Genomic DNA, 19,528 nt, shown 5'->3' on the forward strand with positions numbered 1-19,528 from the left:
TCGTGGGGGTCGGACTCGCGGTTACCAGGTGGAGGCGATCTTGCGGCGCAGGCGCGTCGGGAGCAGCGGCGGCGGGGTGCGGACCTTCTCCTCGCCCACCACCTGGAACAGGCCGCGGCGGTCGGTCATGTCACCGCGACCGCTGGGGTGGCGGCCGAACAGGCCGATCAGCGCGAGCCGGGTGCCGGTCTCGTCCGCCCATTCGGTCAGCGCGCGCATTTCGGCCGGGTCCTCGCCGAGCAGCTCGTCGAACAGCAGCAGGCTGCCCGGGCGCAGCAGCGGGGTCAGCCACTTCAGCGCGGTGACGGTGGAGCTGTACAGGTCGGCGTCGAGGTGCGCGAGGCTGACCGTGCCGACCTCCTTCGCCAGCTCCGGTGTGAGGGTGTCGTCGAAGTAGCCCTTGACGATCCGCACGCCGGTCAGCCGCGGCACGGCGGTCTTGAACGTGCCGGCCTTGAGGTGCTCGTAGTCCTCGGCGAGCCCTTCGAACGAGTCGCAGGCGAAGATCCGCTTGCGCCGTCCCGGATTCCACACCCGGGCGTTCCACAGCTCGTCACGGATGACCCGCGTCGAATGGCCCTGCCAGGTGCCGAACTCGACGATGTTCCCGGGAACATCGCGGGAGATCGCCACGGACATCTCGAGGACCTGGGCCCGGGTGGGATATGCGATGTGTCCCTTTCCGGTCGCCCAGTCACCGGGCTCGCCCACGACCAGGGAATTCAGGAAGTCCGACGTACGCTCGGGAATCGTCACGGGCGCGAGCTTAGAGGACAAGCCGATCGGGCGGGCGCCGGGTGCGTGTTCGGAATCCGACGATGCGTTATGCCTTCTGGGCCGGGTTCGTCAGCGTGCCGATGCCCTCGATCGTGATCGACACGGACTGGCCGTCGGTCATCGGGCCGACGCCCTCGGGGGTGCCGGTGAGGATCACGTCACCGGGCAGCAGCGTCATCACGCCGGACACGAACTCGACCAGCTCGGGGATCTTGTGGATCAGCAGCGAGGTGCGCGAGTTCTGCTTGACCTCACCGTTCAGCTCGGTCCGCAGCGCGAGGTCCGAGGCGTCGATCGAGGTCTCGATCCACGGGCCGAGCGGGCAGAACGTGTCGTAACCCTTGGCCCGGCCCCACTGCCCGTCGGCCTTCTGCAGATCGCGGGCGCTGACGTCGTTGGCGATCGTGTAACCGAGGATGACGCTCGCGGCACGCGCGGCCGGCACGTTCTTCACCGGCTGGCCGATCACGATCGCGAGCTCGCCCTCGAAGTCGACCCGCTCGGACTCGGCGGGCAGCTTGATGGCCGCGTTCGGGCCGATCACACTCGTCGACGGCTTGAGGAAGGTCATCGGCGAGGCGGGCACCTCGTTGCCGAACTCCGCCGCGTGCGCCGCGTAGTTCCGCCCGACCGCGATCACCTTCGACGGCAGGATCGGGGCGAGCAGCCGGACGTCGGCCAGTGGCCAGCGCTTACCGGTGAAGTTGGGGTTGCCGAAGGGATGTTCCGCGATCTCGAGGACCTCGTCCCCTTCGATCGACGCGAACGCGACACCACCGGCATGAGCAATCCGAGCTAACCGCACGAACCCACCCTAGCAACAAAGCTCAGCCGCGCAGGTTCTTGTGCACCAGGGCGTCGCACATCGCGAGCCAGCTGGCCTCCACGATGTTGGGGTGCACGCCGACCGTCGTCCACTCGCGATCGCCGTCGCTGGACTGCAGCAGCACGCGCGTGGTCGCGTCCGTGCCGGGGTGCCCGGCGAGAATGCGCACCTTGTAGTCGGCCAGCTCCACAGTGTCCAACCAGGACAGATACGGCAGCAAAGCCTTGCGCAGCGCGGCATCCAGCGCGTGCACCGGGCCGTTGCCCTCCGCGGTCTGGATCACCCGCTCGCCCTTGACGTGCACCTTGACGGTCGCCTCGGAGATCACCTCGCCGTCGCCGCGGTGGTCCAGGACCACCCGGTAGGACTCCAAAGTGAACGGTGTGTCGTCGAGGCTCTCCCCGGCTTCCTTGCGCAGCAACAACTCCAGCGAAGCGTCGGCGGCCTCGAAGGACCAGCCCTCGGCCTCCAGCCGCTTCACCTTGGCCACGGCGCTGGTGAGCGCCTCAGGCCGGCCGGCAAGGTCCACCCCGAGCTCACGTCCCTTGAGCTCCAGGCTGGCCCTGCCGGCCATCTCGGTGACCAGGACCCGCATGTCGTTGCCGACGGTCGATGGATCGATGTGGTTGTACAACAACGGATCCACCTTGATCGCGCTCGCGTGCAGCCCCGCCTTGTGGGCGAAGGCCGATGCCCCGACGTAGGCCTGGTGGGTGTCGGGGGCGATGTTCGCGATTTCGGCAAGGGCATGGGAGACGCGGGTCAGCTCGGCGGGTCCACCGGTCGGGAGGACCGCCATCCCGAGCTTGGCCACGAGGTTTCCCGTCACGGCGAACAGATCGGCGTTGCCGGCCCGCTCCCCGTAACCGTTCGCGGTGCACTGCACATGTGTCGCGCCGGCCTGTACCGCCGCGATGCTGTTGGCCACCGCGCAGGACGTGTCGTCCTGGCAGTGGATACCGAGCCGGAAACCGGTGCGCGCCTTGACTTCGCGCACCGTCTCGGCGAGATCGAGCGGCAGCTGGCCGCCGTTGGTGTCGCACAGCACGACCACGTCGGCACCGGCGTTCGCACCGGCGTCGAGGACGCGCAGCGCGGTGTCCGGGTCGTAGCCGTAACCGTCGAAGAAGTGTTCCGCGTCAAGGAAAACCCGCCGTCCCTCGCGGACGAGGAACGAGACGGTGTCGGAGACCATCGCACACGCCTCGTCGACGTCGACCCGGAGCGCGCGCTCGATGTGGCGGCGGTCGGACTTCGCGACAAGCGTCACGACCGGAGTCCGCGCGTCGAGCAGGGCCCGCACCTGTGCGTCGTTTTCCGCTGTGTTGCCGGCTTTCCGGGTGGCGCCGAACGCGACGAGTACCGCGTGCCGCAAGGAAAGTTCGCCGGCGGCGGCCCGCGCGAAGAATTCGGTGTCCTTGGGCAATGCGCCCGGCCAGCCACCTTCGATGAAGCCCACGCCCAATTCGTCGAGGAGCCGGGCGACCGCGAGCTTGTCGGTCACCGAGTACGAGATCCCCTCGCGCTGCGCGCCGTCGCGCAGGGTCGTGTCGTAGAGGTGGAACTCGTCGCCGAGTGGGGTACCGGCGGGCTCGGTGCGGATCACGATCGTCTCCTCGAACTGCTTGAAGGCAAAGAAAAAACCTCCCGCAGGGTGCGAGAGGTTTGCGCGCCGGTGTCCGATGCGGACACTACCCGGCGCGCCTGCCGATAATGATCACGGCGTACGAAGTCATGAATCCACTATGCCACACACACGCCGGGCGCGGAACCCGGCGGGTGCGCGGAAACTCAGGCGGCGGGGCGGGTGTTGGAAGAGACGAGCGCGGCGAGCCGGTCGCCGATCGCGTGCGTCGAACCGGGATTCGCCTGGTCACGGGTGGCCAGGTCGAAGGCGACCGACGCCTCGATCCGGCGGGCCGCCTCACGCTGGCCGACGTGGTCCAGCAGCAGCGAGACCGACAGCACAGCGGCGGTCGGGTCGGCCAGGCCCTGGCCCGCGATGTCCGGCGCGCTGCCGTGCACCGGCTCGAACATGCTCGGGTTGCGGCGGGTGATGTCGAGGTTTCCGCTGGCCGCGAGCCCGATGCCGCCGGTGACCGCGGCGGCCAGGTCGGTGATGATGTCGCCGAAGAGGTTGTCGGTGACGATCACGTCGAACCGTGACGGGTCGGTCACCAGGTGAATCGTCGCGGCGTCGATATGCGAGTACGCGACGGTGACGTCGGGGTGCTCGAGCGAGACCTCTTCGACGATCCGCGACCACAGCGAACCGGCGTGCAGCAGCACGTTCGTCTTGTGCACCAGCGTCAGGTGCTTGCGCGGGCGCTCCTCCGCGCGGTTGAACGCGTCGGCGACGACCCGGCGGATCCCGAACGCGGTGTTGACGCTGACCTCGGTCGCGATCTCGTGCTCGGTGTCCTTGCGCAGCAGGCCGCCGTTGCCCGCGTACAGCCCTTCGGTGCCTTCGCGGACGACGAGCATGTCGATCTCGGTGGAGCTGTCGGCGAGCGGGCCGCGCACCCCCGGGTACAGCCGCGCCGGCCGCAGGTTGACGTGGTGGTCGAGCTCGAACCGCAGGCGCAGCAGCAGGCCGCGCTCCAGGATGCCGCTCGGCACGCTCGGATCGCCGACTGCGCCGAGCAGGATCGCGTCCTGCTGGCGCAGCTCGCCGAGCACGGACTCGGGCAGCAGTTCCCCGGTCGAGTGCCAGCGGGCGGCACCCAGGTCGTAGGTAGTGGTTTCCACACCAGGCGCGACTTCGGCCAGTACCTTGAGCGCCTCGGAGATCACTTCAGGTCCGATCCCATCTCCTGGGATCACCGCGAGTCGCATCCAGACACCTCCGTCGACCAGTGCGGTGAGGTCCGTCGAGCCCCATTCGCACGAAAACTGCTGCGACGGGGAGGTTACCGGGCGTTGCCAATCAGTCGAAGCGGCACCACCCTTATGCCGTAACTTCCCACGGCACGAGACACTCGAACGGGTGGGTGAAGGGACGCCCCAACGGGCGTGCGGCGCCCCTCCACACCGACTCAGCGCAAATTGATCACCTGTGCGCGCGACCCCGTCCCGTTGTGGTGCTCGATCGCGAGCAGGCCGTCGCCGGTGTCCGCCGCCGCGGCCGCCGGGTTGCGGGTGACCAGCAGCTGGCCGCCCGGTTTCGCGGTGTACACCAGCGCCGGGCCGCCCGAGCCCTGGATGGTGTAACCGGGCGCGAGCGGATCGAACGACAACGGCGTGCTCACCGCGTCGATGATCGAGTTCGGGCTGCCCGGCGCCGGGTAGTAACCGGCCACGCCGACGGTGTAGCTGATCCGGTGGCTCGCGGCCGCCGGGTCGATACCGAGCGCGGTGAGGCTGACCGGCAGCACCACCACGTTCGTGTCGAACACGTTCGTGTCCACATCACCGAGCTGGCCGTTCACCGCCGCCAGGCCCACCGACGGTTCACCGGCGACGTTCAGGTTCACCGTGTTGACCAGCAGCACGTCCGTGCCGGTCGCCTTCGTGACGTAGCTTTCGAAGTCCGGCCGGCCGTCCCCCGTGGTGTCGATGTCGACGAACGGGATCGTGTTGCTGCCCAGGTTCGCCCAGTCGCTCCAGGTCGCGATGCCGAACGCGAGCAGCGCGTCCTGCGGCGAGCCCGCCTGCTTCGCCGCCGGAGCCGTCGAAGCGACGCCGACGTAGTGCAGGTCGCCACCCTTGGCGGTGCCGTTGATCGTGCAGCCCTCGGTGAGATCGCCGCGGCACGGCGGCAGCTTGGGCGAGGTCGCCTGCAGCTCCAGCACGCTGATCAGCGACTGGTACCGCTGGCTGCCGCTGCCCTGGTCCAGACCACGACCGGACAGCCCGAGCACGGCCTGGTCACCGCTGAAGCCCAGCGAGTTCGGCACGGTGATCGCGGAAACCGGCTTCGGCGCCGCGTAGACCGGCACCCGCAGCGGGACGGCCCCGGCGAGCGGGGTGAACACGACGCGGCCCGAGGCGTCGGCGAGGAACTGCCGGGCAAGGTCCGCCTGCGCGGTCTGCATCGTCGGGTCGATGATCTTGCGCAGCGCGGCCGGGTCGGTGATCTTCAGCGTGACCCGGACGAGCCCGGTCGCGTGCGGCACCAGCCGCACCGAGCTGGTGGACAGCGTGTACTGCACGCCGGGCAGCTGGTCGATCACCTGGTAGGCCACGTGGAAGTTGACCGCACGGTTGCCCTTGTTGACGACCTTGATCGTCTTGGTCAGCGACAGCGGCTTGCCCGCCTCGACCGTGCCGAAGCCGACGCTCACGGTGCCCGGGTCGTCGCTGACATAGGCCAGCACGGACGTGTCGAGCGCGGCCTTCGCGTCCAGCCGGCCGACGCCGACCCGTTGCGGCGCATACGTTTTCCCGCCCGCGGTGACGTCGTGGCCCGCCGTGTTCATCAGCGCGGCCTTGACCTCTTCCACCGTCCAGTCCCGATGCGCCTGGCGCACCAGGGCCGCGATGCCGGAGGTGTGCGGCGCGGCCATCGACGTGCCCGAGAGCACGGTCCGGTCGTTGCCGCTGCCGCGGAACGCCGACGAGATCGTGTCACCCGGCGCCGCCAGGTCCGGCTTCACCGCCGGGCCGCGCACACCGCGCGAGGTGAAGGAACTCGGCGAGTCCACAATGGACTGGTCGAAGGTCTGCAGGCTCGCCCGGCCGGCACCGTAGAGGCGGAGGGTCAGCGTGCCCGCGTCGAGCGCGGGCCGCACGGCCGTGGTCGCGGAGGCGGTGAACTGGAACATCGGGATGGCCGCGTTGCCCGCGATCCCGGCCGCGAAATGCTCCACACCGGACGAAAGCAGCACAGCCTTCGCCCCGGCCGCCTGCGCGTTGTTCGCCCGCGCGGCCGAACCGCAGGCGCGGGTCGCGTCGTTGTCGTCCCATTCGAGCCAGGCGTACTTGCCCGCCACGGCGGCCTTGTCGGCGGCGCTGTAGGCAGCACAGCCGTCGGCGTTCGCCGTGGACAGCTTCACCACGGAATTCGTCGCGTCGAGCGTGTCGTACCCGGTGTAGCTCTGGCTGTACTGACCGCCCTTGCGGCCCGCGAGGTTCGCGGGCGCCGTGACGTCGGCGGCGTCGCGCAGCACGGAGGCGTCGCGGGTGCTCGCCACGGTGAGCGCCTCGGGCGTGTTGCCCGGCGAACCGCCCACGTCGAACAGATCGCCACCGTTGCCGGCGGAGATCACCGACAGCACGCCATTTTTCGCGAGCTTGCGCACGAACAGCGAGTCCGGGTCGTCGGGCGCGCCGAAGTCACTGCCCAGCGACAGGTTCACGATGTCGAGGTGATCGGAGAAATCGCCGTCACCATTGGGATCCAGCGCCCAGTCCAGCGCCTGCGAGGTGACGTTCGTCGACCCCTCGCAGCCGAACACCTTGATCGCGTACAGCAGCGACTTCGGCGCCGTGCCGGGGCCGACCCGCATGGCGCCCAGCGAGTCGGCGGTCAGCTTCGCGTAGTCGCCGGTGAAGGTCTTCCCGTCCGCGCCGACGCCGAAGCCGCCGATGGTGCCGGCGACGTGCGTGCCGTGCTCGCCACAGGCCAGCGGGTTGGGGTCGGGCACCGGGTCGGGGGAACCCGACGTGCCCGCTGAGTCGTAGTCGTCGCCGACGAGGTCGGTGCCACCGGCGACCTTGGCCGACGGGAACAACGGGGTCGGCTTCGTCCGATCGACCGACTGGTACGCCTCTTTCGTGCCGGGGCCACCGAAGTCGGCGTGCGTGTAGTCGATGCCGTCGTCGATCACGCCGACCTTGACGCCGTCACCGAACCGGCCCGTCTGCTGCCACGCGGTGAGCGTGTTGGTCAGCTGCGCGGCGCTGGTGTTCTCGCGCTTCTTCGGCACGACCGTCCGGACGGCCACGACGTCCGGACGCTGCGCGATCTCCCGGATCTTCGCCGCGTCCGCCGTGACGACCACACCGGAAATCGCGTTCGAAGTCTGGAAAAGCTTCTTGGTGCCCGCGTCGAGCGAGCGCAATTGGCCGAGCACCGCGTTCACCGCTCCGGTGACGCCGGCCTTGGCGGAATTGGCCGCCTGCTTGGCTTTCTCGGTGCCACTCCCCTTCGCCTGCTCGGCGTTGAAGGCGTCGACCGCCGGCTGTGGTGCCAGTTCGATGAACGCCGTCGTCGTGCCGTGCGCGGCCGTGATGCGCTGGGACAGCTTGCCCACGAGGCCGGTCGCGTCCACCTTCGCGGTGGGAAGACCGGGCGCGAGCGCGTCCTCGGGTGCCGCACTGGCCGTGCCGACGACCGCGGCCGTCAAGGCGATGGCGAAAACGGCCGCGGAAGACCGCCGGGCCCAGGTTCTCATCCGAGTCCTCTCCTGATCATGGCGAGGCAGCGAACTTAACCCGGAACCCGGCGGCCTTCTAGGGCGAAATGGAGGAATCCGACTTTTGTTGGGGAACCGTGTTATTCGAAAGTAACCGCGCGAATGGTCCGGGCGCCCACGGTCGCGGCGATCGGCTCCAGCAGGTGCGCGTCGACCTCGCGGTCCACCCGCAGCAGCATCACGGCGTCGGTGCCGTCGGTGGTCTGGCTGATCTGCGCGGCCTCGATGTTGATCGAGGCCTCACCGAGCAGCGTGCCGACGCGGCCCATGATGCCCGGCCGGTCCGGGTACTCGAGCAGCAGCATGTTGCCCTCGGCGCGGATGTCGAAATGCCGGCCGTTGACCTCGACCAGCTTCTCGACCTCGCTCTTGCCGCTGACCGAGCCCGAGACCGACACCGAGCTGCCGTCGCTGTGCACCGCGCGCACGGTCACCAGGCTCCGCCAGTTCGGGCTCTCCGTTTCGGTGACCAGCTCGACGCCCACACCCAGCTCCTCGGCCAGCCGCGGCGCGTTCACGAACGTCACCTGGTCCTCGACCACGCCGGAGAACACCCCGCGCAGCGCGGCGAGCTGCAGCACCGACACGTCCTCACTGGACAGTTCGCCGCTCACCTTCACGGTGACCGACGAGGGCGCCTGCTGGCTCAGCGCCGACACCACAGTGCCGAGCTTCTGGGTCAGCGACAGGTACGGGCGCACCTCTTCGCCGACCGCGCCGCCGCCCGACACGTTCACCGCGTCCGGCACGAAGTCCCCGCGCAGCGCGAGGCGCACCGAGTGCGCGACGTCCGTGCCCGCGCGGTCCTGCGCCTCGGCCGTGGAGGCGCCCAGGTGCGGGGTGACCACGACGTTGGGCAGCTCGAACAGCGGGCTGGCCGTGGTGGGCTCGGTGACGAACACGTCGATCCCGGCGCCGCCGACATGGCCGCTGCGGATGGCGTCGGCCAGGGCCTCCTCGTCGATCAGCCCACCGCGCGCGGCGTTCACGATGATCACGCCCTGCTTGGTCTTCTTCAGCGCCTCGGCGTCGATGAGGCCCTTGGTCTCGGGCGTCTTCGGCAGGTGGATCGAGATCGCGTCGGCGCGGCTGAGCAGCTCGTCCAGGCTCAGCAGTTCGATACCCAGCTGCGCGGCGCGCGCGGCGGAGACGTACGGGTCGTAGGCGACGATCGTGGTGCCGAACGCGGCGAGGCGCTGCGAGACCAGCTGACCGATCTTGCCGAGGCCGATGACGCCGACGGTCTTGCCGTTGAGCTCGACCCCGGTGAAAGAGCTGCGCTTCCACTCGCCGCCGCGCAGGCTCTGGTCGGCGGCCGGCACGCGGCGGGCGACGGCGAGCAGCAGCGCGACGGCGTGCTCGGCGGCGGAGACGATGTTGGAAGTGGGCGCGTTGACGACGAGCACGCCGCGCGCGGTGGCCGCGGGCACATCGACGTTGTCCAGCCCGACACCGGCCCTGGCGACGACCTTGAGCTTGCTGGTCGCGCCGAACACCTCGGCGTTGACCTGGGTGGCGGATCGGACGAGCAGCGCGTCGGCGCTCTTCACCGCTTCCAGGAGCGCGGGGCGGTCGGTGCCGTCCACATGCCGGACCTCCACCTCATCGCCGAACACACTCAGCACGGAGGGCGCGAGCTTTTCGGCGAGCAGGACGACGGGCTTACTGGGGTTGGTCACAGTCAGACTCCCAAAGAAGACGCAGCTCGGCGGATACCCCGGAGTCTAGTCACGTTGTTCACAGGATCGTTACCGGGCGCTAAATTCAGCAGCGTGCAGCACGCCTTCAGGAGCGAAATCGATTACTACGCGGAGCGGGCCGCGGGTCTGCTCGCGTCCGCGCGGGACGGCAATCCGGCCGCGGTGGGGGCTTTCGACCGGTATGGGGCGGAACTGTCCGACGTGGACGCCCGGACGGTCGTCGCGCGCGAACACGGTTTCACAGTCTGGGACGAGCTGGCGGCACATGTCGCGAATCTCGACGACGAGCCGTTCGCGCGCGCCTACCGGACCATCGAAGCCCACGATCTCGACGGCCTCGCCGCGCTGCTCACCGAATTTCCCGCTCTGGTGGGGCAAACCGGTACGAACGGCAACGATCTCCTCGGGCTCGCCGCCGGCACCTGTGACGAGCGGCTGTGCCGGGTGCTGCTCGACCACGGCGCGGACCCGGCGCGCGGCAACGTGCACGGCTGGACGCCGCTGCACCAGGCCGCCTACAGCGGGCTCCCGTGGCTCGCCCGGATGCTGCTCGAAGCCGGTGCGCCACTGGACGTGTCCGGGCGCGGTGCGGGTGGCACCCCGCTGGTCGTCGCGTTGTTCTGGGGAAACCGCGAACTCGCGGAGCTGCTCGCCGGGCACAGCCTCGCGCCGGGCAACCTGCGGGTGGCCGCCGGGCTCGGCCGCGTCGACCTGCTCGACAGCCCGGGCGCGCCGCGCGCGTTCTACCGGCCGCACAGCGGTTTCCCGTTCTGGCGCCCCAGCGACGACCCGGCCGAGGTCCGGGACGAGGCGCTCAGCTGGGCCGCCCGCAACGGCCGGGTCGACACGGTGCGAGCGCTGGCCGACCGCGGCGCCGATCTCGACGCGGACGTCTATCGCGGCACCGCGCTGACTTGGGCCGCGTCGTGCGGGCAGGAGTCCACGGTCCGGGCGCTGCTGGAACTGGGCGCGGACGTCAACCGGCGCGGCACGTTCGGCGGGCCCGGTCACGGCCAGGGCATCACGGCACTGCACCTGGCCGCGCAGAACAACCGGCTCGACGTGATCACCGCGCTCCTGGAGGCGGGCGCGGACCCGTCGATCGAGGATGAGCTGTTCAGCAGCACCCCACTGGGCTGGGCGACGCATTTCGACCGGCACGAGGCGAAGGCACTGCTGGCGAGCGCGACAGTCAGCCGGCGCGAGGCTTGAGCAGGTCCGCGACGAGGGTGTCGACCAGACCGCGCGGGATGCTCGAGCCCGTCAGGGCGCAGTAGACGATCGGGCCGACTAGAGCGTCGAGCGTGGCGTCGGGGCCGAGTTCGGGTGAGATCTCGCCGGCGTCGATCGCGCCCGCGAGCAGTTGGCGTTCCTGGGCCCGGCGTGGACCGAGATAGCGCGTGTGCAGGCTTTTGGCCGTGCTGGGATCGTGCTGTGCCTCGGCGAGGAGCGCCAGCAGCACCTTGCCGGCCGGGTCGCGGGTGAGGAAGCGCGCGAAGCCACGCAAATAACCGCGGATGCTTTCCGCCGTGGGCGTTTCCGCCGGGACGGGAAGCTGTTTGTCGCTGTCTTCGATGAGCGTGTCGAGGAGGATTTCGACCTTCGAGGGCCACCAGCGGTAGATCGTCTGCTTGGCAACACCGGCGCGACGCGCGATGGCCTCGACGGTGAGCGCGCCGAAGCCGTTCTCCACGAGCAGATCGTCCGCGGCGTGCAGCACGGCCAGCCGCGCGGTCTCGTCGCGCCGGTTGCCGGAGCGCGGCCTGGGGGACTCGGTGTTCGCGGTGGGCATGCGAGAGACGATACCCGGGACGGTTTGTCTAGACGCGACGTCTAGTCTAGTCTGGAAATCACCGTTACCACGAAGGAGTAACCGTGTCCGCGACATCCGATCGCCACGCCCTGATCATCGGCGCCTCCCGAGGACTGGGGCTCGTCCTCGCCAACGAACTCGCCCGGCGTGGCTGGCAGGTCATCGCCACAACGCGCCAGGGCGGCGGCGAACTGCAGGCGAATGCCGATTCCTCGAATGGCCGGCTGAGGGTCGAATCACTGGAGATGACGAGCCCCGACGAGCTGGCCGCGCTGCGCGAGCGCCTGGCAGGCTCCCGGCTCGATCTGCTCTTCGTCAATGCCGCGATCGACCGCGGCAATCTGCCTGTCGACGAGGTCCCGACCGACATGTTCACCGAGGTGATGATCACCAACGCGCTGAGCCCGCTGCGCGCCATCGAGGCCCTGCGCGGACTCGTCACGCCCGGCGGAACCGTCGCGATCATGTCCTCGGACCAGGGCAGCATCTCGCTGAACACCGAGGACGGCTACGAGCTCTACAAGGCCAGCAAGGCCGCGCTCAACCAGCTGATGCGCAGTTACGCCACCCGCCATGCCGGCGACGGGCAGACCAAGCTGCTCATCGATCCCGGCCACAACCAGACCCGGCTCGGCGGGCCCGGCGCGCCCTTCCTCCCCGAGGAGAGCATCCCGGCCGTCGTCGATGTCCTCGAAGCGCAGGCGGGCGCCCCGGGCCTGCAGTTCCTGGATCGCCACGGCAAGACCGTCCCGTGGTAGGAATCCCGTTCCTGGCCCGCTGAGTATCAGGCGCGTGCCAGCGACGCGTCAGTGACGTGTGCGCTCCGTGCCAGCAGCGCGCGCCAACCTTCGGGTGCCGCAAGGAACACCTGAACCCGAAGGAGCACCCGTTGCACACCCCGGTCACGATCATCGGCGCCGGACTCGGCGGCCTCACCCTGGCCCGCGTCCTGCACGTCCACGGCATCCCGGCCACGGTCTACGAGGCGGAGTCCTCGCCGGCCGAGCGCGCCCAGGGCGGGATGCTCGACATCCACGACTACAACGGCCAGCTCGCCGTCAAAGCGGCCCGCCTGATGGACGAGTTCCGCGACCTCATCCTCGAAGGACGCCAGCAGATGCGGATCCTCGGCCGCGACGGCACCGTCCTGTTCGACAAGGCCGACGACGGCACGGGCGGGCGTCCCGAGGTGCAGCGCGGTGACCTGCGGCGGATCCTGCTCGAGTCACTCCCGGCCGGCACCGTCCGGTGGGGGCACAAGGTCAGCGACGTCCGTGCGCTCGGCGAGGGCCGGCACGAGGTGACGTTCGCCGACGGCAGCACCGTCGGCACGAACCTGCTGGTCGGCGCGGACGGTGCGTGGTCGAAGGTCCGGCCTCTGCTGTCCGGCGCGGTGCCCGAGTACGCCGGCGCGTCGTTCGTCGAGACCTACCTGCTCGACGCCGACACCCGGCACGCCGCCAGCGCGAAAGCGGTCGGCGGCGGATCGATGGGCGCGCCCGCGGCGGGCCGGGCGATCATGGCGCATCGGGAAAGCGGCGACACCCTGCACACCTACGTGCTGATCGACCGGCCGCTGGACTGGTTCACTGCGATCGATTTCACCGATCCCGCCGCGGCCGCCGCACGCGTCGCGCGGGAGTTCGACGGCTGGGCACCGGAACTCACCGCGCTGATCACCGACGGCGACACCGCGCCGGTGCTGCGCCCGCATTACACGCTGCCGTTCGAGCACCGGTGGGCCCGGGTGCCGGGCGTGACCCTGGTCGGCGACGCCGCGCACCTCACGGCCCCCAACGGCGAAGGCGCCAACCTGGCGATGCTCGACGCCGCCGAACTCGGCGAGGCGCTCACCGCGCACCCCGGCGACGCCGAGGCCGCGCTCACCGAGTACGAGCAAGCGATGTTCCCGCGCAGCGCCGAGATCGCCGCTCAGGGCGAAGCGTTCGACAAACGGCTCGCGGCCGGAAACGGCGAGAACATCGCCCAGATCCTGATCGAGGTGTTCGGCGAGGACGGGCAGAGGTAGCATCCCACCGCGTTACCTGTTGAGATCGTGTCCCATCGCGGTCGCGGCGGCCAGAATGTTGACGTAGTCGCGGAGATGGGCGATCCGCCCGTGGCGCACCGTGAGTACAACGATGTTGGGAAGCGCGAACTCGCCGGTGGAGGCGCTGGTCCCGAGAGCTTCCTGCTCGACGACGATCGTTTCCGGATCACCGGTGTCGTGGATGGCAAGAGTGCGGTAACGCTCGTACTTCAGCGGATTGGCCTGCCACCCCGCGGTTATCCAGTTTACGATTTCGTCCCGGCCCTCGAGCCGGGACGGCACGCCCGGGTAGGCGAACGGGAACTCATGGACCGCGTCGAGGGCGTAAACGCGCCTCATGTCGTCGGCGGACTGGTTGATCGCGGCTCGGCGGTAACGCTCCAGAACCTCACGAGGACCGAGTTCGTGGTTGCCGGGTGCCGCTCGCCGGGCAGTGCTGTCGATCCGGTCTTGTTCGGTCATCGCCATGGGGCGGCCCTCCAGGCTCCGGGTGAGCCACACCCGTAAAGTGAGACATGGTCCGGTTAGGTGGCAAGGTAGCGGACTGTGTCCCCGGTTAGCAAGGGTGTGGTGATGGTTCCGGCAGGCCACGATCCGCGGTCGCGCGCCGGGCGTCCGAGGCGCGCGGATGCCCGGCGCAACTACGAGCAGTTGGTCGAGCAGGCGCGAATCGCGTTCGCCGAGTTCGGCGTGGACGCGTCCTTGGACGAGATCGCTCGCCGTGCCGGGGTGGCCAGCGGGACGTTGTATCGGCATTTCCCCACTCGGCTCGATCTCATCGAGGCGGTGCTCGCCGAACAGATAGCCGAGCTGGTCGAACTCGGCCGCCGGCTGTTGACTGCCGAGGACGAATTCGACGCGTTGTCCACCTGGTTGCGTGCCGTGCTCGGGCACGGCCTGACCTATCGAGGCCTGTCGGCCGCCGTGATGAACTCGGCACTCGACCGCGAGAAGGGGCTGGTTTCGCGGTGGCATGCGGAAATGTTCGACGCGGGAGCCGCATTGCTGGCGAGGGCGCGACAATCAGGCGTGGTCGTCGCCGATGCGAACGACGCGGATGTGCTGAAGATGATCGGCGCTGTCGCCTGGGCCGCCCAGGACAGCCCGGACGGCTCCGCTCAAGCCGACCGCCTGCTCGCTCTTTTCATGAACGGCCTACTGGCACGGTAGCGTTTGCGGAAATCCGCGATCAGTTCGCCGGGAGGTCGAACTCCCCGTCCTTGGCGCCGGCGACGAAAGCGTCCCATTCGGACGGTGTGAACACGAGGACCGTCCCATCCGGTTCGGCCGAGGAACGCAGGGCGGTGTAGGTCTTACCGTCGGTGTGCGGGACGAACGCGAACTCGATCGCGTCCGGAATGGTCTGTCCGGCCGGCTCGGCGCGTTGCCACCGCGCACCGTCCAGATCGAGCACATCTCGCACGCCGGACTTGTCGTCGGCGGGAGTGTTGTGGTGATCGCTCATGGCGACACGGTAGCTCCTGCGCCGAAAACGCCACCTCAGCGGGGGTGACCCCGCCGAGGTGGCGAACGAGATGCCGGTCAGGCGGTTTCGGTGATGGGACGGTCCACCCAGGACATCAGGCCACGCAGCTTGCGGCCGGTCTCCTCGATGGGGTGCTCTTCACCGGCCTGCTGCAGCTTGGTGAAGTTCGGCCGGCCGGCCTCGTCCTCGCCGACCCATTCCCGGGCGAACCTGCCGTCCTGGATCTCGGCGAGGATCCGGCGCATGCTCTCCTTGACCTCGGGCGTGATGACGCGCGGGCCGCGGGTGAGGTCGCCGTACTCGGCGGTGTCCGAGATGGAGTAGCGCATCCGCGCGATGCCACCCTCGTACATGAGGTCGACGATGAGCTTCAGCTCGTGCAGCACCTCGAAGTAGGCGATCTCCGGGGCGTAGCCGGCTTCGGTCAGCACCTCGAAACCGGTCTGGACCAATGCGGTCGTCCCACCACAGAGGACGGACTGCTCACCGAACAGGTCGGTCTCGGTCTCCTCCTTGAAGGTGGTCTTGATGACGCCCGCGCGCGCCCCGCCGATCGCCGCCGCGTACGCCAGCGCCAGCGCCTGCGCGTTGCCCGACGGGTCCTGCTCGACCGCGATCAGGCACGGCACACCCTTGCCGTCCACGAACTGGCGGCGCACCAGGTGGCCGGGGCCCTTCGGGGCGACCATCGCGACGTCCACGTTGGCCGGCGGCTTGATCAGCTCGTAGCGGATGTTGAAACCGTGGCCGAAGAAGATCGCGTCGCCGTCCTTGAGGTTCGGCTCGATGTCCTCGGTGTAGATGAAGCGCTGCTTGGTGTCCGGCGCCAGGATCATGATCAGGTCGGCCTCCTTGGAGGCCTCCGCCGGGGTGAGCACCCGCAGGCCCTCCTCCTCGGCCTTCGCGCGCGACTTCGACCCCTCCGGCAGACCGATGCGCACATCGACCCCGGAGTCGCGCAGGCTCAGCGCGTGCGCGTGGCCCTGGCTGCCGTACCCGATCACGGCGACCTTGCGACCCTGGATGACGCTGAGATCGGCGTCGTCGTCGTAGAAGATTTCGACTGACATGAGGGGAACTTGTTCCTTCCGGTTCTGCTTTTTAACGAGGCGAGGTGGCGGTGATCGAGCGCGCGCCGCGGCCCACTGCGACCATGCCCGACTGCACGATCTCACGGACCCCGTACGGCTCGAGCATGCGCAAAAGGGCTGACAGCTTGTCCCCCGTGCCCGTCGCTTCGATGGTCAGCGCCTCGGGCGAGACGTCGACCACCTTGGCACGGAAGAGCTGCACGGTCTCCAGCACCTGGCTGCGCACGGTGGCGTCGGCGCGGACCTTGACCAACAGCAGTTCACGCTGCACGGACACGGCCTGCTCGAGCTCCACGATCTTGATGACGTTCACCAGCTTGTTGAGCTGCTTGGTCACCTGTTCGAGCGGTAGCTCCTCAACGGCGACCACGATCGTCATCCGGGACACCTCGGGGTTCTCCGTGGGCCCGACGGCGAGGGACTCGATGTTGAAACCACGGCGGGAGAACAGCCCGGCCACCCTGGCGAGCACCCCGGGCACATTCTCCACCAGCACACTGAGCGTATGAGTGGTCATGCCGGTGTCACCTCGTCGTCGTCGAACAGCGGGCGGATGCCGCGCGCCGCCATGATTTCATCGTTGCCCATACCCGCCGCGACCATGGGCCACACCTGGGCATCCTTGCCGACCACGAAGTCGATCACGACCGGCCGGTCGTTGATCTCCATCGCCCGGCGGATCACCTGGTCGACCTCTTCCCTGGTCTCGCAGCGCAGGCCCGCGCAGCCGAGCGCCTCGGCCAGCAGCGTGAAGTCCGGGATGCGGTGCTTGTGCGTGCCGAGGTCGCTCTGCGAGTACCGCTCCGAGTAGAACAGGTTCTGCCACTGCCGGATCATGCCGAGGTTGCCGTTGTTGATCACGGCGACCTTGATCGGCGCACCCTCGATCGCGCAGGTGGCCAGCTCCTGGTTGGTCATCTGGAAGCAGCCGTCACCGTCGATCGCCCAGACCTGCTTGTCCGGGGCGCCGAACTTCGCGCCCATCGCGGCAGGCACGGCGAAGCCCATCGTGCCGAGCCCGCCGGAGTTGATCCAGGTGCGCGGGTTCTCGTAACCGATGAACTGCGCGGCCCACATCTGGTGCTGGCCGACGCCGGCGGTGTAGATCGCGTCCGGGCCGACGAGCGCGCCGATCCGCTCGATCACGTACTGCGGCGCCAGCGTGCCGTCGGCCGGCCACTCGTAACCGACCGGGAACGTCCCGCGCCACGATTCGATCTGGGTCCACCACGCGGTCAGGTCCGGCTCACCGGCCCGCTCCGCCTCGGCCTTCACCGCGTCGATCAGCTCGGTGATGATCTCCGCGCAGTCCCCCACGATCGGCACGTCCGCCTTGCGGTTCTTGGAGATCTCAGCCGGGTCGATGTCCGCGTGCACGACCTTCGCCTCGGGCGCGAACGAGTCCAGCCGGCCGGTCACCCGGTCGTCGAACCGGGCGCCCAGCGCGATCAGCAGGTCCGCGCGCTGCATCGCGGCGACCGCGGCGACCGAACCGTGCATCCCCGGCATGCCCAGGTGCTGCTGGTGCGAGTCCGGGAACGCGCCGCGCGCCATCAGCGTGGTCACCACCGGGATCCCGGTCAGCTCCGCCAGTTCCTTGAGCTGCTCCGAGGCCTGCGCCTTGAGCACACCGCCACCGACGTACAGCACCGGACGGCGGGCCTGCGCGATCAGCCGCGCCGCCTCGCGCACCTGCTTGCCGTGCGGGCGCAGCGTCGGCCGATAACCCGGCAGCCGCATCTCCGGTGGCCAGGTGAACGACGTCTGCTCCTGCAGCACGTCCTTCGGGATGTCCACCAGCACCGGGCCGGGCCGGCCGGTGGAGGCCAGGTGGAACGCCTCGGCGATGATCCGCGGGATGTCCGCCGCGTCCTTGACGAGGAAGTTGTGCTTCGTGATCGGCATCGTGATGCCGCAGATGTCCGCTTCCTGGAAGGCGTCCGTGCCGATCAGCGACCGGGTCTGCTGCCCGGTGATCGCGACCACCGGCACCGAGTCCATGTTCGCGTCGGCCAGCGGGGTGACCAGGTTCGTCGCACCCGGACCCGAGGTCGCCATGCACACGCCGACCCGGCCGGTCGCCTGCGCGTAACCCGTCGCCGCGTGCCCGGCCCCCTGCTCGTGCCGGACCAGCACGTGCCGCACCTTCGTCGAGTCCAGGAGCGGGTCGTAGGCGGGAAGGATCGTGCCACCCGGAATCCCGAACACCACCTCGGTACCGACCGCTTCCAGTGCGCGGACGAGAGACTGCGCGCCGGTGACCCGTACCGGCGTGCCGGCGGGCGGGGTGGGCTTGGGTCGGCCGAGCGACGCCGGGGTCGGCGTCGGTCCTGCCTTCGCTTCCGATCGCGAGGTGGCGCTTGTCATCAGTTCTGCCTCGGGGGTCTCGTGTTCACTTGATCGGGTGACGGTCGGGGCTGGGCAACAAAAAACCCCCGCCGACCACGAGTGGTCGCACGAGGGTCGCGCGTCGACGCAGCAGTGAATCCCTAAGCGTCGACGCGCTCGGGAAGTACGATGCCGGTCTGCGGTTTCACGGCCACGACGTTAACGGGTCGTTGCGAGCAGTGTCAACTATCCGGGATCGTGATCCCGGATACTGGGCTTTCCTATGGTTGGAGGCCCTGGCTTCTCCAGGCGTGCCAACGGGGTGCACCATTTGAAGGTGTCCGAAACAACCGACCCCGAACTGCCCGTCAAGCGCAGGAAGGCGACGTTCCGCGTACCGCTGATCGGCCTGCTCGCCATCTTCGGCCTGATGATCTGCCTCGCGCCGACGGCGTTCGCCGACGTGCCCGGGCTGTGGGCGCTGTACGTGATCCCGCTGGGGCTCATCCTCTTCGTGGTACGGACGCGCACGGTCGCGACGCCGCACGGGCTCGCGGTGCGGACCATGTTCGGCCATCGCGAACTCCCGTGGGAGGCGCTCAAAGGCCTGTCGCTCACCAAGCGCGCCAAGGTGCGCGCGGTGCTGACCGACGACAGCACGATCCCGCTGCCGTCGGTCCGCACGCGTCACCTGCCGGTGCTCGCCCTGGTGTCGGGCGGGCGGCTGGAGGACCCGACGGGCCTGGTGGACGACCTGATCACCGCGCCGGAGCGGAAGCCCACGGAATGATCCGGGCGCCGGCGCGGAAGCGCAGCGCCGGGTCCACATACCGGGCGGCCTCGACGTCGTAGAGCGCGTCGACGGCCGCCCGCTGCGATTCGTAGCCCTTCACGTAAGCCGCGATCTCCGCTTCGGAGGCCGGCAACTGGGCGGCGGCGAGCAGGGTCTTGACTACCTCGGTCATGACAGATCCGCCTCCCCGGAATTCACTGTGTTGGTCACGTCGTGGAACGACGGTTCTGTTTGGTCACGTACTTGTGGCTGGTTTGCGTCACGTTCCCCTGAGGTGCGGTTGAGAACGGCTCGGCCTGATTTCAACC

18 protein-coding genes are annotated in these 19,528 nt (G+C 69.2%); 5 read left to right on the forward strand and 13 right to left on the reverse strand.

The window, feature by feature from the left end:
- Positions 1 to 21 precede the first annotated feature (21 nt).
- The 6 genes from LOZ83_RS26095 to serA form a co-directional block, all read right to left on the reverse strand.
- A complete protein-coding gene (locus tag LOZ83_RS26095; RefSeq protein WP_236794292.1) occupies positions 22 to 756 on the reverse strand; it encodes a class I SAM-dependent methyltransferase in 735 nt (244 codons plus the stop codon).
- Between the two features lie 67 nt (positions 757 to 823).
- Positions 824 to 1,582: a fumarylacetoacetate hydrolase family protein gene (locus LOZ83_RS26100; RefSeq protein WP_236794293.1), complete on the reverse strand. Its 759-nt coding sequence runs from the start codon at positions 1,580 to 1,582 to the stop codon at positions 824 to 826.
- Positions 1,583 to 1,604: 22 nt separating this feature from the next.
- Entirely contained in the window at positions 1,605 to 3,209 is a 1,605-nt protein-coding gene (gene cimA / locus LOZ83_RS26105; protein ID WP_236794294.1) for a citramalate synthase, read from the reverse strand.
- 185 nt (positions 3,210 to 3,394) lie between these two features.
- Positions 3,395 to 4,438, reverse strand: a complete 1,044-nt coding sequence (locus tag LOZ83_RS26110; protein WP_236794295.1) for a 3-isopropylmalate dehydrogenase — start codon at positions 4,436 to 4,438, stop codon at positions 3,395 to 3,397.
- 200 nt (positions 4,439 to 4,638) lie between these two features.
- Positions 4,639 to 7,938 carry a S8 family serine peptidase gene (locus LOZ83_RS26115; protein WP_236794296.1) on the reverse strand — a complete coding sequence of 1,100 codons (3,300 nt, stop codon included), beginning with the start codon at positions 7,936 to 7,938 and terminating at the stop codon, positions 4,639 to 4,641.
- A gap of 101 nt (positions 7,939 to 8,039) precedes the next feature.
- The gene (serA, locus tag LOZ83_RS26120; protein WP_236794297.1) at positions 8,040 to 9,638 is read right to left on the reverse strand and encodes a phosphoglycerate dehydrogenase; all 1,599 of its coding nucleotides are present in this window, start codon (positions 9,636 to 9,638) and stop codon (positions 8,040 to 8,042) included.
- Between the two features lie 93 nt (positions 9,639 to 9,731).
- Between serA and LOZ83_RS26125 the strand changes: the two genes are divergently transcribed.
- Positions 9,732 to 10,871, forward strand: coding sequence for an ankyrin repeat domain-containing protein (locus LOZ83_RS26125; protein WP_236794298.1), 1,140 nt, complete (start codon positions 9,732 to 9,734; stop codon positions 10,869 to 10,871).
- On the opposite strand, the gene LOZ83_RS26130 is transcribed toward LOZ83_RS26125, so the two are convergent.
- Positions 10,852 to 11,451, reverse strand: coding sequence for a TetR/AcrR family transcriptional regulator (locus tag LOZ83_RS26130; RefSeq protein WP_236794299.1), 600 nt, complete (start codon positions 11,449 to 11,451; stop codon positions 10,852 to 10,854). The genes LOZ83_RS26125 and LOZ83_RS26130 overlap by 20 nt on opposite strands.
- A gap of 83 nt (positions 11,452 to 11,534) precedes the next feature.
- Here LOZ83_RS26130 and LOZ83_RS26135 point away from each other — a divergent pair, with 83 nt between their 5' ends.
- Both LOZ83_RS26135 and LOZ83_RS26140 read left to right on the forward strand, forming a co-directional pair.
- A complete protein-coding gene (locus LOZ83_RS26135) occupies positions 11,535 to 12,230 on the forward strand; it encodes an SDR family NAD(P)-dependent oxidoreductase (protein WP_236794300.1) in 696 nt (231 codons plus the stop codon).
- A 131-nt stretch (positions 12,231 to 12,361) separates the two neighbouring features.
- Positions 12,362 to 13,501 carry an NAD(P)/FAD-dependent oxidoreductase gene (locus LOZ83_RS26140; protein WP_236794301.1) on the forward strand — a complete coding sequence of 380 codons (1,140 nt, stop codon included), beginning with the start codon at positions 12,362 to 12,364 and terminating at the stop codon, positions 13,499 to 13,501.
- A gap of 12 nt (positions 13,502 to 13,513) precedes the next feature.
- Here the strand turns inward: LOZ83_RS26140 and LOZ83_RS26145 are convergent, their stop codons facing one another.
- Positions 13,514 to 13,990 (reverse strand): nuclear transport factor 2 family protein, encoded by a 477-nt coding sequence (locus tag LOZ83_RS26145; protein WP_236794302.1) that lies wholly within the window; start codon positions 13,988 to 13,990, stop codon positions 13,514 to 13,516.
- Between the two features lie 105 nt (positions 13,991 to 14,095).
- On the opposite strand from LOZ83_RS26145, the gene LOZ83_RS26150 reads away from it, so the two are divergent.
- A complete protein-coding gene (locus LOZ83_RS26150) occupies positions 14,096 to 14,692 on the forward strand; it encodes a TetR/AcrR family transcriptional regulator (protein ID WP_236794303.1) in 597 nt (198 codons plus the stop codon).
- Positions 14,693 to 14,711: 19 nt separating this feature from the next.
- Here the strand turns inward: LOZ83_RS26150 and LOZ83_RS26155 are convergent, their stop codons facing one another.
- The 4 genes from LOZ83_RS26155 to LOZ83_RS26170 all read right to left on the reverse strand — a co-directional run bounded on the left by LOZ83_RS26155 (position 14,712) and on the right by LOZ83_RS26170 (position 18,466).
- Positions 14,712 to 14,987, reverse strand: a complete 276-nt coding sequence (locus tag LOZ83_RS26155; protein ID WP_236794304.1) for a DUF397 domain-containing protein — start codon at positions 14,985 to 14,987, stop codon at positions 14,712 to 14,714.
- Between the two features lie 77 nt (positions 14,988 to 15,064).
- A complete protein-coding gene (ilvC, locus tag LOZ83_RS26160) occupies positions 15,065 to 16,078 on the reverse strand; it encodes a ketol-acid reductoisomerase (RefSeq protein WP_236794305.1) in 1,014 nt (337 codons plus the stop codon).
- Positions 16,079 to 16,109: 31 nt separating this feature from the next.
- The gene (gene ilvN, locus LOZ83_RS26165) at positions 16,110 to 16,616 is read right to left on the reverse strand and encodes an acetolactate synthase small subunit (RefSeq protein ID WP_236794306.1); all 507 of its coding nucleotides are present in this window, start codon (positions 16,614 to 16,616) and stop codon (positions 16,110 to 16,112) included.
- Complete coding sequence (locus LOZ83_RS26170; protein ID WP_236794307.1) at positions 16,613 to 18,466, reverse strand: acetolactate synthase large subunit; 1,854 nt, start codon at positions 18,464 to 18,466, stop codon at positions 16,613 to 16,615. Before LOZ83_RS26170 ends, ilvN begins: the two co-directional genes overlap by 4 nt.
- A gap of 298 nt (positions 18,467 to 18,764) precedes the next feature.
- Between LOZ83_RS26170 and LOZ83_RS26175 the strand changes: the two genes are divergently transcribed.
- Positions 18,765 to 19,217: a PH domain-containing protein gene (locus tag LOZ83_RS26175; protein ID WP_236794308.1), complete on the forward strand. Its 453-nt coding sequence runs from the start codon at positions 18,765 to 18,767 to the stop codon at positions 19,215 to 19,217.
- Here LOZ83_RS26175 and LOZ83_RS26180 read toward each other — a convergent pair.
- Positions 19,186 to 19,392 carry a hypothetical protein gene (locus LOZ83_RS26180; protein WP_236794309.1) on the reverse strand — a complete coding sequence of 69 codons (207 nt, stop codon included), beginning with the start codon at positions 19,390 to 19,392 and terminating at the stop codon, positions 19,186 to 19,188. The genes LOZ83_RS26175 and LOZ83_RS26180 overlap by 32 nt on opposite strands.
- Between the last annotated feature and the right edge of the window lie 136 nt (positions 19,393 to 19,528).

This window comes from Amycolatopsis sp. GM8 (assembly GCF_021653975.1).
In the GTDB taxonomy this organism is placed as follows: Bacteria; Actinomycetota; Actinomycetes; order Mycobacteriales; family Pseudonocardiaceae; genus Amycolatopsis_E.

What these genes read in the sequence shown, in the direction of transcription:
- LOZ83_RS26110 (WP_236794295.1), bottom strand. Translation starts at nt 4,438, where the DNA reads ATGCGACTCGCGGTGATCCCAGGAGATGGGATCGGACCTGAAGTGATC.
- LOZ83_RS26115 (WP_236794296.1), bottom strand. Translation starts at nt 7,938, where the DNA reads ATGAGAACCTGGGCCCGGCGGTCTTCCGCGGCCGTTTTCGCCATCGCC.
- LOZ83_RS26130 (WP_236794299.1), bottom strand. Translation starts at nt 11,451, where the DNA reads ATGCCCACCGCGAACACCGAGTCCCCCAGGCCGCGCTCCGGCAACCGG.
- LOZ83_RS26145 (WP_236794302.1), bottom strand. Translation starts at nt 13,990, where the DNA reads ATGGCGATGACCGAACAAGACCGGATCGACAGCACTGCCCGGCGAGCG.
- LOZ83_RS26150 (WP_236794303.1), top strand. Translation starts at nt 14,096, where the DNA reads ATGGTTCCGGCAGGCCACGATCCGCGGTCGCGCGCCGGGCGTCCGAGG.
- LOZ83_RS26155 (WP_236794304.1), bottom strand. Translation starts at nt 14,987, where the DNA reads ATGAGCGATCACCACAACACTCCCGCCGACGACAAGTCCGGCGTGCGA.
- ilvC (WP_236794305.1), bottom strand. Translation starts at nt 16,078, where the DNA reads ATGTCAGTCGAAATCTTCTACGACGACGACGCCGATCTCAGCGTCATC.
- ilvN (WP_236794306.1), bottom strand. Translation starts at nt 16,616, where the DNA reads ATGACCACTCATACGCTCAGTGTGCTGGTGGAGAATGTGCCCGGGGTG.
- LOZ83_RS26170 (WP_236794307.1), bottom strand. Translation starts at nt 18,466, where the DNA reads ATGACAAGCGCCACCTCGCGATCGGAAGCGAAGGCAGGACCGACGCCG.
- LOZ83_RS26180 (WP_236794309.1), bottom strand. Translation starts at nt 19,392, where the DNA reads ATGACCGAGGTAGTCAAGACCCTGCTCGCCGCCGCCCAGTTGCCGGCC.